The organism is Enterobacter sp. 3U4 (genome assembly GCF_057224565.1).
This window is the reverse complement of record NZ_CP136665.1, coordinates 1465764-1481151: the sequence shown is the minus strand read 5'-3', so window position 1 is coordinate 1481151 and position 15388 is coordinate 1465764. Positions and strand designations below refer to the sequence as shown.

13 protein-coding genes and 1 pseudogene are annotated in these 15388 nt (G+C 56.2%); 3 read left to right on the top strand and 11 right to left on the bottom strand.

The annotated features are described in order from the left end of the window. Positions 1–4: 4 nt before the first annotated feature. Complete coding sequence (gene fusA, locus RVY89_RS06980) at positions 5–2107, bottom strand: elongation factor G (RefSeq protein ID WP_484827301.1); 2103 nt, start codon at positions 2105–2107, stop codon at positions 5–7. A 160-nt stretch (positions 2108–2267) separates the two neighbouring features. On the opposite strand from fusA, the gene RVY89_RS06975 reads away from it, so the two are divergent. Next, entirely contained in the window at positions 2268–2567 is a 300-nt protein-coding gene (locus RVY89_RS06975) for an ArsR/SmtB family transcription factor (protein WP_029741089.1), read from the top strand. Here the strand turns inward: RVY89_RS06975 and RVY89_RS06970 are convergent. Next, positions 2560–3201, bottom strand: coding sequence for an ECs1377 family protein (locus RVY89_RS06970; protein WP_484827300.1), 642 nt, complete (start codon positions 3199–3201; stop codon positions 2560–2562). The genes RVY89_RS06975 and RVY89_RS06970 overlap by 8 nt on opposite strands. Before the next feature lie 121 nt (positions 3202–3322). Further along, complete coding sequence (locus RVY89_RS06965; protein ID WP_484827299.1) at positions 3323–4654, bottom strand: 2-hydroxycarboxylate transporter family protein; 1332 nt, start codon at positions 4652–4654, stop codon at positions 3323–3325. 407 nt (positions 4655–5061) lie between these two features. On the opposite strand from RVY89_RS06965, the gene RVY89_RS06960 reads away from it, so the two are divergent. Both RVY89_RS06960 and RVY89_RS06955 read left to right on the top strand, forming a co-directional pair. Further along, on the top strand, positions 5062–6009 hold the full coding sequence (locus RVY89_RS06960; protein WP_484827298.1) for an AEC family transporter: 948 nt from the start codon (positions 5062–5064) through the stop codon (positions 6007–6009). Between the two features lie 31 nt (positions 6010–6040). Next, positions 6041–7726 carry an NAD-dependent malic enzyme gene (locus tag RVY89_RS06955; protein WP_484827297.1) on the top strand — a complete coding sequence of 562 codons (1686 nt, stop codon included), beginning with the start codon at positions 6041–6043 and terminating at the stop codon, positions 7724–7726. A 44-nt stretch (positions 7727–7770) separates the two neighbouring features. Here the strand turns inward: RVY89_RS06955 and RVY89_RS06950 are convergent, their stop codons facing one another. The 8 genes and pseudogenes from RVY89_RS06950 to RVY89_RS06915 form a co-directional block, all read right to left on the bottom strand. After that, positions 7771–8772 (bottom strand): Kdo(2)-lipid IV(A) acyltransferase, encoded by a 1002-nt coding sequence (locus RVY89_RS06950; RefSeq protein ID WP_484827296.1) that lies wholly within the window; start codon positions 8770–8772, stop codon positions 7771–7773. 183 nt (positions 8773–8955) lie between these two features. Continuing rightward, positions 8956–9186: a tautomerase PptA gene (gene pptA, locus RVY89_RS06945; RefSeq protein ID WP_024909599.1), complete on the bottom strand. Its 231-nt coding sequence runs from the start codon at positions 9184–9186 to the stop codon at positions 8956–8958. A gap of 37 nt (positions 9187–9223) precedes the next feature. Further along, the gene (locus tag RVY89_RS06940) at positions 9224–9841 is read right to left on the bottom strand and encodes a glutathione S-transferase family protein (protein ID WP_484827295.1); all 618 of its coding nucleotides are present in this window, start codon (positions 9839–9841) and stop codon (positions 9224–9226) included. 166 nt (positions 9842–10007) lie between these two features. Next, positions 10008–10895 carry a transporter substrate-binding domain-containing protein gene (locus RVY89_RS06935; RefSeq protein WP_484827294.1) on the bottom strand — a complete coding sequence of 296 codons (888 nt, stop codon included), beginning with the start codon at positions 10893–10895 and terminating at the stop codon, positions 10008–10010. Between the two features lie 9 nt (positions 10896–10904). Beyond that, positions 10905–11678 carry an amino acid ABC transporter ATP-binding protein gene (locus RVY89_RS06930; RefSeq protein ID WP_023311967.1) on the bottom strand — a complete coding sequence of 258 codons (774 nt, stop codon included), beginning with the start codon at positions 11676–11678 and terminating at the stop codon, positions 10905–10907. Next, on the bottom strand, positions 11662–12588 hold the full coding sequence (locus RVY89_RS06925) for an amino acid ABC transporter permease (protein ID WP_484827293.1): 927 nt from the start codon (positions 12586–12588) through the stop codon (positions 11662–11664). The genes RVY89_RS06930 and RVY89_RS06925 overlap by 17 nt, the downstream gene beginning before the upstream one ends. Positions 12589–12597: 9 nt before the next feature. After that, a complete protein-coding gene (locus RVY89_RS06920; protein WP_484827292.1) occupies positions 12598–13107 on the bottom strand; it encodes a GNAT family N-acetyltransferase in 510 nt (169 codons plus the stop codon). A 9-nt stretch (positions 13108–13116) separates the two neighbouring features. Then, positions 13117–15380 (bottom strand): annotated as a pseudogene (locus RVY89_RS06915) (NtaA/DmoA family FMN-dependent monooxygenase). Positions 15381–15388 lie beyond the last annotated feature (8 nt).

Genomic DNA, 15388 nt, shown 5'->3' with positions numbered 1-15388 from the left:
CGTACTACTTCTTCGCACGCCGTGAAATAATCTCATCCGCAACATTCCGCGGGGCTTCCGCAAAATGATGGAACTCCATCGTATACGTCGCGCGTCCCTGGGACATCGAGCGTAACGTGGTGGCATAACCAAACATCTCGGCCAGCGGCACGTCAGCGCGAATAATCTGGCTGCCGTACTGCTCCGCCATCCCCTGCACCATGCCGCGGCGGGAAGAGAGATCGCCCATAATGTTACCGGCGTACTCTTCCGGCGTTTCCACTTCCACGTGCATGATCGGCTCAAGAATCACCGGATCCGCCCTGCGGGCGCCCTCTTTAAAGCCGAGGATCGCCGCCATGCGGAACGCCATCTCCGATGAGTCGACGTCGTGATACGAGCCAAACGTCAGCGTCGCTTTGACATCGACTACCGGATAGCCCGCCAGCACCCCGCTGTTCATCGCTTCCCGCAGCCCTTTCTCAACGGACGGGATATACTCACGCGGCACCACGCCGCCCTTGGTGGCATCTTCAAATTTAAAACCACTTCCAGGCTCAAGCGGCTCCAGGCTCAGTACCACATGGCCGTACTGGCCTTTACCGCCGGACTGTCGGACAAATTTGCCTTCGATATCCTTCACCGTTTTACGCAGGGTTTCACGGTAGGTCACCTGTGGACGACCGATAATTGCCTCGACGCCAAACTCACGCTTCATGCGGTCAACGATAATCTCAAGGTGTAGCTCCCCCATCCCGGAGATAATGGTCTGGCCGGACTCTTCGTCAGTATGCAGTCGGAAAGACGGATCTTCCGCCGCCAGACGCTGCAGCGCGATCCCCATTTTCTCCTGATCGCCTTTGGTTTTTGGCTCGATCGCCAGCGAGATAACCGGGTCCGGGAACTCCATGCGCTCAAGCGTAATGACGGCGTTCGGATCGGTAAGCGTATCACCGGTGGTCACATCTTTCAGCCCAACGCAGGCCGCGATATCCCCGGCGCGCAGTTCGTCCACCTCGTGGCGATCGTTGGCATGCATCAGCACGATACGCCCGATGCGCTCTTTCTTCCCTTTCACCGGGTTATACACCGCGTCGCCTTTGCGCAGCACGCCAGAGTACACGCGGATAAAGGTCAGTTGCCCGACGTACGGGTCGCTCATCAGCTTGAACGCCAGGGCCGAGAACGGCTCATCATCGCTTGGATGACGCTCCGCGTGCTGCCCTTTTTCATCCACGCCATCAATGGCGGGCACGTCCAGCGGCGACGGCATCAGCTCAATAACCGCATCAAGCATGCGCTGTACGCCTTTATTCTTGAACGCGCTGCCGCACAGCATCGGCTGGATTTCGCCCGAAATGGTGCGAATACGCAGCCCTTTGATGATTTCCGCTTCCGTCAGGTCGCCGGTTTCCAGGTATTTGTCCATCAGTTCATCGCTGGCTTCCGCCGCCGCAGAGACCATTTTTTCCCGCCATTCCTGGGCAGTACTGACCAAATCGTCCGGCACGGGCGCATAGGTGAAAACCATGCCCTGAGACGCATCGTCCCACAGAATGGTGCGCATCTTGATTAAATCCACCACGCCGGTGAAGCGATCTTCTGCCCCCACCGGGATGACAATCGGCACCGGATTGGCCTTCAGGCGTTCCTGCATCATCCGCACGACGCGGAAGAAATCGGCCCCCGGACGGTCCATTTTATTGACGAAGGCCAGTCGCGGAACGTGATATTTATTGGCCTGACGCCAGACGGTTTCCGACTGCGGCTGCACGCCGCCCACGGAGTCGTACACCATCACGGCGCCGTCGAGCACGCGCATGGAACGTTCCACCTCAATGGTGAAATCCACGTGCCCCGGGGTGTCGATGATGTTGATCCTGTGCGGCTCATATCCTCTGTCCATACCAGGCCAGAAGCAGCTGACCGCCGCAGAGGTAATCGTGATCCCGCGCTCTTGCTCCTGCGCCATCCAGTCAGTGGTTGCCGCGCCATCGTGTACTTCACCCAGCTTGTGGCTCATCCCGGTATAAAACAGGATGCGCTCGGTGGTGGTAGTTTTACCGGCATCGATATGCGCGGAGATACCGATGTTGCGATAACGTTCGAGAGGGATGGGTCGGGGCATGATATTTCCTTAGTCACTATGACGTGTTTGTGACGACCAGGATGGTCGTGTATTCGTTCGTTTGCTATAATAGTCCTATTGTACGAGTATTATCGAACTATTTTTTAATGGTTGACCTATTGTTGATATAGCTCAATCTGACGCCACACGCAGGAAAACGATGATCCCTAACCACCCTGAAACTGAACAAATATTGCTGGAAAATGTGCTCTTTGCCCTCGGCAACCCGCTCCGGCTATCGATTATTCGCCGGCTGGCCGATGGCAGCGAACTCAGCTGTAACGCGTTGCGCCCGGAAGATGTGGTGAAGTCCACGATGACCCACCACTGGCGCGTACTGCGGGACAGCGGCGTCATCTGGCAGCGCCCGCAGGGGCGGGAGAACATGATTTCGTTACGAAGAGACGATCTGGATGCCCGTTTTCCAGGGCTGATGGAGATACTTCTGCAGGTTAAATAATTTCAGTCCCATCCAGGCGATAGACCGGGATCCGCCGGGTTGTTTTGGTAAGCGTATCAAACACCTCGGCGTCGGACGTCACGATCCTCATCCCTGTCTTGCGTAACCGTTGCACATCGGCCGCGATGCGCTGAATGCCGAACCAGAAAAGCCCGTCGAGTGCCGTCACCGACAGCCCATTTTCCAGCGCCAGCTTGAGGCGTTCCTTCGGGGCTTTAACCTGCTGGGCAATTTGCCGGTAAGGCGCTTCATTACATCCTGTCGCGTCACTGCGCTGGATACGCGTTTTCAGCTGATAGGTAAATTCGTCAGGTATTCCGCCGAGATCCGTTTTAAGGCTATAGACGCAGCCAAAGCGCTTGCCGTTGAACAGAACATTTTTCTGACTGAGCTGAAGCTCTTTTCTGACAACGTCTATCAGCTGGGGCGCGCGGGTGAGAAGCAGCCTGAAGGGCAGCTCGAAGCTGGTGACGTAGTCCACATTAAGCAACGCGAGACGCAGACGATCCTCCGCACCGGACTGTTGCTCACGACACTCTTCCATCACCTCCGCCCACTGGCGCGTCAGGCGCTCCGGCTCGGCGGCTTCGGTCAGGAGATATTTTTCAATCTGGTAATCAACTCTTCCGGTCATCGTGTGGTATCCCGTCGCTGTGGATGCGGTAATTCTATACAGTACGGTGATATTTATAAAGGACTGAACCGCAGCGGCATCCTGAAAATGTCGTTGCGATTCAGTATCCTGACGTTTCGGATCAGTGCGCCATAATCCAGCCCATCAGCAGCGTGGCGAAAATGACCGTCGACGCGCCGCCGATGCGCGTCGCAATCTGCGCGAACGGCATGAGCGACATGCGGTTAGACGCGGACAGAATGGCCACGTCCCCCGTCCCGCCCAGCCCACTGTGGCAGCAGGTTACAATGGCCGCTTCCACGGGATACATATTCAGACGCGACGCGATAAAGTAGCCGCTCAGCGCCATCGCAATCACCACCGATCCGCATACCACTACATAGCCCACCGAGAAGACCGACACCACGCTCTCAAGCGGTACGTATAACATCCCGAGGCCGATCATCAGCGGCCAGACCAGCGCAGCCGAGACGAATTTATAGCAGCTGTGCGCGCCCTGCTCCATTGAGGCCGGGATCACCCTGAAGTATTTACACAGGACGGCAATCAGGATCATCAGCACCGGGCCGGGAATATGTACCAGTTTTTCAAACAATCCGCCGACGATGAAAAACGCGCACACCATCAGCAATCCGCCGCCCATCAGATGAAAATCCGTCTGCTGCGTATTTTGCGCCCCGGCAAACAGGCTGGCGTCATCTTTACTCCGGGTGAGCATGCCATTTCCCGAAAGTGCAGGACGTTTCGCGCCGAGACGCGCCAGCGAGCCCGCACAAATAATGGCGAAGATATTCCCGACGACCGCAGCGGGTGCCAGCTGCGCAACGTAGACGTCCGGCGTCTGCCCCAGTATGGCCGAATAGGCCAGGGACAGCGGCAAAATGCCCTCGCCAATTCCGCCGCCAATGATGGGCACAATGATGAAGAAGAAGGTGTGGTAAGGCGTATAACCAAACAGTGAGCCCACAATGAGGCCGCTCAGCACGGCCATGCATGTTCCCGCCACCAGCGGAACAAACATCCGCATCATCCCCTGGATCAGCAGCACCCGGTTCATCCCCAGAATGCTGCCGACCACCAGACAGGCGATGACGAAATAGAGCAGATTCGCCTCTTTCATCAGCAGATGCACGGTATCAAGGGTATGTTTCCCGAATACGCCAAAATAGACCAGCACGGAGGGCACCATCAGGCACAGGATCGCCGGGCCGCCGATATCCTTCAGCACCGGGATTTGACGCCCCACTTTGGCAAACGCGAAACCGAGGGTCATGATGACCGCGAGGCCACCGATCATATTTTTCGGCAGCAGCCCTGCCCAGGCGGACGTCGCCACAATCGCGGCAATCCCGACGAACAGCATCAACGGGACCGTGCCCACCTCGGTATTGTTGAGCCCAAAGGCAAAACGCGAGGTCGACAGCTCAGAAGTCGGTACAGGATTATCTTTCATATAATCACCTGAAAATTGTGTTCGGATATACAGAGAAAGGAATAAACTGGAACTATTCCTGATACGAATAAATGTTCTTAAATATAAATTAATGACTTAGATGGCCTTTTCTAAAAACAGGCTCTATATGAAATTATCATGGGCCTGCGGGAAGAAATGTGAACAATTCGGCTCTTTGCTTTTAAATAACTTAATTCACCATTAAGTAACTAAAGTTAGTTGTGGCAGCTAATGTTGCTTTCTTGCGTATTATCAATATTTGACGAAAGCATTACTTATCCAACTAATGCAATCTTTTTGAAATTAATAAAAGCAGAGAGAGTGTGACCCTTGTCACTCCTGCCCTGCTATCTAAGCGCTAGATTAGCGCTGCAATAAAACACATAAAATACCCTACAGGAAATATTATGCCTTCATTACTATTACAGTCACTGTTTCCGCTCGTCTTTATAATGTTACTTGGATGGCTAAGTGGAAAGCTGGGATATTCCCGGCGTGAAGATGCAAACGTCATGGCTACCGTGGTGATTCGTTTCGCCCTACCTTTCCATCTTTTTATTGGTGCATTACATACTGACCCCAATAAAATTAAGAACCTGACTTTTATGGCCGTACTGGTTGTCGGTTTAATGGGGTCGTATTTACTGACGCTATTTATTTCGCGCTACGTTTTTCGTCACGATATCAAAACCAGCGCCATTCAGTCTCTGGTTTGCGCCTTTCCTGATATGGCCTACTTTGGCGCACCGGTCCTGGCGGTATTGATTGGGCCGGAAGGATTTATCGGCGTGCTGATTGGCAATATTATTACCAGCGTTATCATGATCCCTCTGACTATCGTCCTGATTCGTATGGGTGATAAAAACGGTCATGATGGCCTGGAGGCGCTGCACCCGGGGGCGATGATCGTGCAAAACCTCATAAAGGCGGCACGCAATCCTATCGTCTGGATCCCGGTCTCCGGCGTATTGCTCAGTCTGGCCGGCGTGCAGATACCGTCCATTCTCAGCATGCCTGTCGAAATGGTTGGCAAGGTTTCAGGCGGACTTTCCCTGTTTGCCCTCGGCCTGCTGTTTTACGGTGAACGTCCCAAACTGAATGTGCAGACATTTACTAATATCAGTATTAAAAACCTGATTCAGCCGGCAATGATGGCCGCCGCAGGGATTGCCTTTGGCCTCAGCCATACTTTACTGCAGCAGGTTGTGATTATTGGCGCAACGCCCTCCGCGATTGCCGCAGGGATGTTTGCTTTACGCAGCGATACCTATATTGATACCGCCTCCTCTTCCATATTAATTGGCACTGCCGTCGGGGTCGTGACCGAAGGCATTATGATCTATTTAATCTCTTAATCTGTTTTATTTAAAAATTCAGGAGTTAACCATGTCCCGGAAAGAAGTTTTGTACACCCCCTATAACGGGGCCGTATTGCTGGAAAACCCGCTACTAAATAAAGGACTCGCATTTATTAAAGAAGAGCGTGACAATTTTAACCTGCATGGATTATTGCCGCACAACGTTGAAACCATTGAAGAACAAACCGAGCGCGCCTGGGTGCAGTTCTGCCATTTTAAAAGCGATATTTCACGTCATGTTTATTTGCGCAATATTCAGGACACCAACGAAACTCTCTTTTACAACCTTTTGCGTTCGCATCTGAAAGAGACGTTACCGATTATCTATACCCCAACGGTCGGTGAAGCCTGCGAGCATTTCTCTACGATTTATCGCCGCGCGCGCGGCCTGTTTATTTCATGGCCTAACCGCCACCGTATTGATGAGATGCTGCAAAGTTTTTCGCGCAACGACGTTCGCGTGATTGTGGTGACGGACGGAGAACGTATTTTAGGGCTTGGCGATCAGGGTATCGGCGGAATGGGCATCCCAATTGGCAAGCTGTCGCTCTATACCGCCTGCGGCGGGATCCATCCGGCCTCCACCCTCCCGATTATGCTGGATGTCGGCACCAATAATCAGCAACACCTCGACGATCCGATGTACATGGGCTGGCGTCATCCGCGCATCAGCGACGATCAATACGCTGAATTTATGGATATGTTTGTCAGCACCGTTAAAGCGCGCTGGCCCAACGTTCTCCTGCAGTTTGAAGACTTTGCGCAGAAAAACGCCACCCGACTTCTCCAGCGTTACCGCGACCAGCTGTGCTGCTTCAATGATGATATCCAGGGCACGGCAGCCGTCACCGCAGGGACGCTGATCGCAGCGGCCCACGCGGCGGGAACGCGTATTCGCGATCAGCGCGTGGTCTTCCTGGGCAGCGGCTCGGCCGGATGCGGGATCGCTGAAAAAATTGTGGCGCTGATGGTCGATGACGGCCTGACCGAGTCCGAAGCCCGCAGCCGGATCTTTATGGTCGATCGCTTCGGCCTGCTGACCGACGACATGACCAACCTGCTCGATTTCCAGAAAAACCTGCTTACCGCGCGCGACGCCGTTTGCAGCTGGCAGGTAGACGCGAAGAATATTTCCCTGCTGGACGTGGTGAAGAACGCACATCCCACGGTGATGATCGGCGTTTCAGGTCAGCCGGGACTCTTCAGCGAAGAGATCGTCAAAGAGATGCATCGCCACTGTCCGCGCCCAATCATCATGCCGCTCTCGAACCCGACGTCGCGGGCGGAGGGCCAGCCGCAGGATCTCATCGCCTGGACCCAGGGAGCCGCGCTAGTGGCCACCGGCAGCCCGTTCGCCCCGGTATTCTGGGAAAATGCGCACTACGAGATTGCCCAGTGTAACAACGCCTATATCTTCCCGGGCCTGGGGCTGGGCGTGCTGGCCTGTAACGCGCGCCGGGTGACGGAAGAGATGCTGATGGCAGCAAGCCGCAGCCTGGCCGCACAGTCTCCACTGGTGACAACAGAAAGAGGAGGATTGCTGCCGCCGGTAGATCAGATTGAAACGGTCTCACGCCAGATTGCCGTCGCCGTCGCCCGGGCTGCGATTGAACAGGGCGTGGCACCGGCGATAGATGATGAGACGTTGATGGCGCGTATCGAGAAGACCTGGTGGCAGGCGGACTATGCGCCGTACCGCCGATCCGCGCTGTAGCGACGGTCATGCCCTCACCGCAGGGTGAGGGCATCGCTGAGGCTTTAGTGCTGTATGCCTGATCGGTCAGTAAAATCGCTGGCGGAGAGAATATCACCCCGTGGTGCCACGCTCTTGCGGCGGGCATACCGGTCAGGTACCCCTTCAGGACGCGTTTTGAAGCGACGGTGCAGCCACATATACTGCTCTGGGGCCATGCGTACGGCCTGCTCAATTGCCCTGTTCATCTGCGTCGCCACGGCTTCTTTATCTCCCCCCTGCAACGCCTCGCTGATATCCTCCAGAATAATCAGCTCGTAGCCGGTGCCATCCGCCCTGCGGCGCGGCACAAAGGGAATGACCGCAGGCTTAGCGCTTTTGACCAGCATATAGCTTCCAGCGGTCGTCGCGGCATCCGACACCGCAAAGAACGGCACAAAAACGCTATTGGTTTTGCCATAGTCATGGTCCGGGGCGTACCACAGAATTTCATTCTGCTTCAGCGAGCGGATCATGCCCTTTAAATCATGACGATCGAGCATGGTTTTATTGGAACGCATACGCCCGCGCGTCTGAAGCCAGTCCAGCAGCGCATTATTATTGGGACGATACACTCCGATACCGGGGTTAAGCATGCCAAATATCCTCGCGCCCAGCTCAAGCGTCAGAAAATGCATCCCCACCAGCACCACGCCCTTTCCTTGCGCTCTGGCCTTCTCCATGTGCTCATATCCCGTCACGGTAAAGCATTTCCGCACTCGCCACGCAGGCCAGAACCATGCCATCCCGGTTTCAATCACCCCCATTCCTACCGATTCAAAATTACGCTGCAGCAGTGACTCGCGTTCATCCTTTTTCATCTCCGGGAAACAAAGCTCAAGGTTGCGGCGGGCAATCTCGACGCGGCGAGGAAGCAGGCGCATCGCCAGTCGACCAAGTCCATGACCGATTCTGAACAGAAGCGGATAAGGGAGCAGCATGATTAGCCACAGAGCCGCAATGCCGGCCCAGCTTAGCCAGTAACGGGGATGAAGAAAGGCGAATGAAAAACGGGGTAATTTTGTCATGAGAAAATTATCCTTTAACGTGTCTGTCCTTAATTGATTCTGTTGAAGATCTTTCCTAAGGATTAATAATATGTCAGCCAGAAACGTTAATTGTAGCGGATAAGACAAAACGCATTTTTATCGATTTTTGCGAAAAACGGGAAGACGAGCCGGGAAGGACTTATTCGCTCCCCGGCAAAGATCTTACATCGAATACCCGGGCTTCTTAATGAGCTCCTCCAGCTTCGGTCCAATTTCGGTATCCCAGACCTGAGCCTTCCAGTCTTCAGGCGCGATCTGGTTCAACGCCACCGACACGGAACTGTCTTTGCTGTTGAAATGGCGAATAATCACGTCGGCAATATCCGCCGCCAGGGCCGTTTTTTGTTCGTCGTTCAAATCACGGGGAAAACATTTGATATCTACGTGTGGCATGTGCAGGCTTCCGGTTGTGAATGAGGGTTCCACGTTATCAGATAATATTGTTTGCCTTTAACACCTTGTGCAGTTCCGGTAGCTGACATACGGTGTCCGCAATCGCCGTGAATTTAGGGGTGTTCTCGGCAAACCAGTCTTGACGCGGCCCCCAGATGCGCGCCACCGCAATATACACATCCAGCAGCGTCAGCCGTTCCCCCAGCGCAAACGGGGCGGCCTTGAGCTGAGTTTCGAACCACAAATAAAGGGATTTCCGGTATTCGATGCAGTTTTTCTGCAGCTGTTCCGGCGCATCCGGCACCCAGCGTTCGGGATAGTCCGCATAGGTAAACGTGGGATAGACGTTGGCCACGAACCAGATCAGCAGACGCTGAAACTGCTGACGTTCGGCCTGTCCCACGGGCGGAGCGAGATCGGGACATCTGTCGAGCACCATCAGGGCAATCGCCGCCGTTTCGGTCATGATGGCGCCGTTTTCGAGCTCCAGAGTGGGTACCTGACACAGCGGGTTGAGCTTTTGCAGCAATTCACGCTGCGGGCCGGGCTGGTCAAACCCGTCCACGTTGATAAATTGATAAGGGATATCAGCCAGGGTTAGCATCACTTCACCGATCGCCGAGCCCCAGCCGGGTACGCCATAGAGTTTAATCATGTTGCCCCCTCAGGGATGAAAACCCTAAGTGTATACCCGTCATACTTCAAGTTGCAGGTGCGTTGGCTGCACTCACTCACCCCAGTCACGTACTTATGTACGCTCCCGGGGATTCGTTCCCTTGCCGCCTTCCTGCAACTCGAATTATTTAGGGTATAGAGCACCATTAATAGGTTATCCCAGGCGGGTTGACCTCCGACTTTGCCACCGCTTCCCCCTGCTCGCCCCAGCGCGCCAGCACCTTCTGGTAATCTCCCCGCTTAATCGCGCCGTCCAGCGCGGCCTGCAGCGCGTACACCAGCTCATTGCCTTTTTTGGTGGTGGTCGCGACATAGGCTTTTTTCGGCCCTAAACCGACCACGCGGGTTTTACCGGTGAGCGCCGCTTTCCAGGATGAAACGGACTGGGGTCCGAAGAACACATCCGCCCTGCCTGACTGGATATAGAGATTGCCCGAAGCATCATCGTGGAGATAAACCGGCAGCGCGGGCGCCCGCCCCGCCTTTTTGTTCTCTTCGTTCCACCCCAGCAGGATGCGCTCCTGATTGGTGCCAGAGCCGACAATCACCCTTTTCCCGGCCAGGTCTTCCGCGCTTTTGATTGATTGAATTTCGCTGGTGGATTTCACCGAAAACGCCAGCGAGTCGACGCGGTAGGTCGCAAAATCGAATTTCTCTTTACGCTGTTCGGTCACCGCAATGTTCACCAGCGCCACGTCGTAGCGCCCGGAGGCGATCCCCAGCGGCCAGTCTTCCCACGCCGTCGGCACCAGCTTCAGCTTCAGCCCCAGGCTGCCCGCCAGCAGGCGGGCGATATCCGGGTCGCTGCCGATCCGCGTGCGGTTATCGCTGGCCAGCAGCGCCAGCGGCGGGGAGTTCAGCATCGAAACGGCGACCGTCAGCGTTCCCGGCTCAACGAATTTGTAACTGGCGGGGATCTTCGCCACGGCCTGCCGATCCACCGTCACCGGCAGCGGCTGCTCGTTGGCTTTCAAATCAATGCTGGCGTGGCTCGCCGTCGTGAAGACCAGCCCCGCCAGAAGTCCATATTTCATTGGCACTCCTTACAAGACTTTGGAGAGAAACTGGCGCGTTCGCGCATGTGACGGACGGTTTAATACCTCGTCACTGCTTCCCTGCTCGACAATTTTTCCGTCGACCATAAATACCACCTGATCCGCCACTTCCCGGGCAAAGCCGATCTCGTGGGTCACCACCACCAGCGTGGTGCCGGACCGGGCCAGTTTTTTGATCACATCCAGCACTTCCCCCACCAGCTCCGGATCCAGCGCCGACGTGGGTTCATCAAACAGCATCACGCGGGGACGTAACGCCAGCGCGCGAGCAATCGCGATGCGCTGCTGTTGCCCGCCTGAGAGATGGCGGGACCAGGCATCGGCTTTGTCCCGCAGCCCGACCACGTCCAGCAGGCTGTACGCCCTTTCCACCGCCTCTTTTTTGCTGAGCTTTTTATGCGCGATGGGCGCCTCAATCAGGTTTTCCAGCACCGTGAGATGGGGAAAGAGATTGAAGTTCTGGAACACATAGCCGACGTTGACGCGCTGTTTGAGGATCTCTTTCTCCTTCAGCTCGTAGAGCTTATCGCCCTGACGGCGATAGCCGATGTAATCCCCGTCGATCTGGATAAAGCCTTCATCGACGCGCTCCAGGTGATTAATGGTACGCAGCAGCGTCGATTTGCCCGACCCGGACGGCCCGAGAATGACAGTCACGGACCCGGGCGGGATCTCAAGCGAAACGTTGTCGAGCGCCTTATGGCGACCGAAATACTTGCTGACGCCGGTAATCGAAATATGTCCTTCAGGAGAGGCTTGCATGGATAGGCTCCTGCGCTGGCGTGGTGGTGACAGAACGGGTGCGACGGGTGGCACGGTTCTGATTAACGGCAGAGCGGCGTTCGCTGCGGGCAAGCGCGCGTTCAACACCGTACTGGATAGCGGACAGGACGGTGGTGATCGCCAGGTACCAGGCGGCACCGACCATCAGCAGCGGGATCACCTCCTGCGTGCGGTTGTAGATCATCTGAATGGTATAGAACAGCTCCGGCATCGCCAGGACGTACACCATCGCCGTGCCCTTGGCGAGGCTGATGATTTCATTGAATCCCGACGGCAGAATGGTGCGCAGCGCCTGAGGCAAAATGATGCGCACCGTGCGGCGCCAGGCCGGCAGGCCGAGCGCGGCGGCGGCCTCATACTGCCCGTGATCGACCCCGAGGAACCCGCCGCGAATGATCTCGGCGGTATAGGCGCTCTGCACCAGGGTTAGCCCCACCACGGCGGTAGAAAACTGCCCCAGCACGTTGATGGTTTCAAAGCTGCCCCAGGTGATGCCGGTGAACGGCACGCCGAGCGAGAGCGTGTCGTAGAGATAGGAAAAGTTGTACAGGATGATCAGCACCACAATCAGCGGCAGCGATCGAAACAGCCAGATGTAGCCCCATGCCAGGCTGCTCAGAAGCCATGACGAGGACAGTCTCGCCAGCGCCAGCATGCCGCCCAACACCACGCTCAACGCGGTGCCGATCAAGGTAAGCAGCAGCGTCTGACCGACACCTTCAAGTATCACCGGGTCAAAAAACCAGCGGGCGAACACCGCCCACTCCCAGCGCGGGTTAAAGGCCACGGACTGAATCACGACCGCCAGGACAAACAGCGCCACCGCGGCGCCGACGGTCCGGAGCGGATAACGCGCCGGGACCACCTTAATGGTTTCAACGTTGCTCATCGTCGTTCCTCATGCGGTTTTACTGAACGCTTCACGTACCAGCGTTTTGGTGAATCGCAGCCGACCGTCAAACGGCGGCTGGCTATACTCTTCCGGATCGCGGTTCAGATCGAACTGCGGCTGATAGCCCTGGCTAAGATAGAGCCTGACCGCCTCCGGCTGACGAAAGCCGGTTGTCAGGTAGATCTGACTGTACCCTGCCAGCACCGCCCTGCGCTCCAGCTCCTGCACCACGCGCCCGGCAAGCCCCTGCTTACGCAGGGTTTTGTCGGTCCAGATGCGTTTGATTTCCGCGGTGCGTTCGTCGAACGGTTTGTACGCGCCGGTGGCGATAATCTTCCCGTCGCGCTCCAGGACGATAAACAGCCCCTGCGGCGCTAAATACCACTCGGTGAGCTCCACTTCCGCGTCTTTAGAGAAGTAGTCCCCGTAGCGGGCCGCGTATTCCCCGAACAGCCCCTCGATAACGGGCTGAAGCTCGGCGTCTTCCGGTGATACATCACGAAATCGTTCGCTCATTACGCCTCCTTAATCGCCCAGGCCCGCCGGGTTCACTTCGGACTGAGGAATGCGCTCAACCCCTTCCCCCCAGCGGTTCAGCACTTTGTCGTAGTCACCGTTTTTGATCGCGCCGTTCAATGCGGTTTGTACCGGCTCAACCAGACCGCTGCCTTTTTTCAGCGTCACCGCGATGTGCGCCGCCTTCGGCCAGCCGCCGTCGACGCTTCCGACCAGTTTGGTTTTGCCGTTCAGCGCCGCTTTCCATGCGCCAATCACGTTCGGACCAAAGTAGGCATCCGCGCGCCCGGACTGCAGCGCCAGCGTTTGTGCCGCATCGTCTTTGGTGTAGATCGGGGTAAAGGGCTTCAGCCCCTTCTTCAGGTTTTCGGCATTCCACGCCAGCAGGATGGCCTCCTGGTTGGTGCCGGAGCCGACGATAATCCGCAGCCCGGCGATGTCCTCAGCCTTCTCAAGCGACTTGATCGGGCTGGTTGATTTCACGTAGAACCCGAGGGAATCTTTTCGGTAGGTGGCAAAGTCAAACTTCTCTTTACGCTCTTTGGTGACGGTGATGTTGCTGATGGCGGCATCATATTTCCCGGAGGCCACGCCCAGAGGCCAGTCTTCCCAGGAGGTCGGTACCACGTTCAGCTCCAGCCCCAGGCTGTCGGCCACCAGACGGGCGACATCCACTTCACTTCCCAGCAGCGTTTTGTTGTCGTCGGAGAAGACCGTTAGCGGCGGTTGATTGAGGCCCGCCACCGCAACGGTAAATTTCCCCGGCACGGCAAAGCGATAGTCTTTCGGCAGCTGCGCCACCGCATCATTGTTTTTGGCAGTGTTAATCGGCGTTTTATTGGCCTCGATGCTCACGCCGGTGCCGTTAATATTCACATTCTCTGCCCAGACGGCAGGGGTAAAGGCCAGCGCGAGGGCCAGAATAAGCGATGTTTTCTGCATAGCGGTGTTCTCTTTTATTGTTGTATGAACTGGTTTTTGGGTTGGTCTAAACCAAGGCTTTCGCGCAGCGTGGTGCCCGGGTAGTCGGTGCGGAACAGGCCGCGGGCCTGCAGAACAGGAACCACCAGGTCAACGAAGCGCGGGAAGGTGTCCGGCGTACCGCCCTGAATGATGAAGCCGTCTGCGGCATAGCCTTCAAACCAGGCCTGCAGGCCGTCAGCCACCTCTTCCGGCGTACCGGAAAAGCGCGGACGCGGTGATGCGGCTTCAAGGGCCACCTGACGCAGGGTTAAGCTGCGCTCGCGGGCGTTACGCTTGATTTCATCGGTGGTGCTGCGGAAGCTGTTTTTGCCTAAATCGCCGATATCCGGGAATGGCTCGTCGAGCGGATACTGGCTGAAATCATGGTGTTCGAAATAGCGCCCGAGGTAGTTAAGGGCATCGTTAATCGACACCAGCGCCGCCGTGGTTTGATACTGGTTTTCCACGTCATCGGCGTCTTTTCCCACAATCACGCTGACGCCCTGGAATATATGCAAGTCAGAGGCGCGGCGGCCGTTTGTTTCCAGCTGCTGCTTCACGTCGCGGTAAAAGGCTTTTGCCTCGTCGAGAGTCTCGTGATGGGTAAAAATGGCGTCGGCATGTTTCGCCGCCAGCTTTTTCCCGTCGTCCGACGCCCCGGCCTGAAAGACAATCGGTCGTCCCTGCGGCGTGCGGCCAATATTCAGCGGACCGGCGACCTGGAAGAAGTCACCGTGGTGATCGAGCGTATGCAGTTTGGTCGGGTCAAAAAATTGACCGCTCTCTTTGTTGCGGATAAACGCGTCCCCTTCCCAGGAATCCCACAGCCCTTTCACCACGTCGAGATACTCATCGGCAATGCGATAGCGCAGCGCATGCTCGGGGTGTTTTTCGCGAGAGAAGTTCTTTGCCGAACCTTCCAGCGGGGAAGTGACCACGTTCCAGCCCGCGCGTCCGTTGCTCAGGTGGTCGAGGCTCGCGAACTGGCGCGCCGTGGTGAAGGGCTCGCTGTAGGAGGTGGATAAGGTTCCCACCAGCCCCAGGCGCGAGGTGATGCTTGCCAAAGCGGAAAGCACGGTTAGCGGTTCAAAACGATTCAGAAAATGCGGGATCGATTTCTCGTTAATATAGAGACCGTCGGCAACGAATAGAAAATCGAGTTTGCCCTCTTCCGCCTTTAACGCCGTCGCTTTGACGAAATCAAAATTGATACTGGCATCGGCGGTGGCCTCAGGGTGACGCCAGGCGGACATATTTCCGGATGCACCATGCAAAATGGTCCCCAGCCGCAGTTGACGATGTGCAGTCATATTCACCT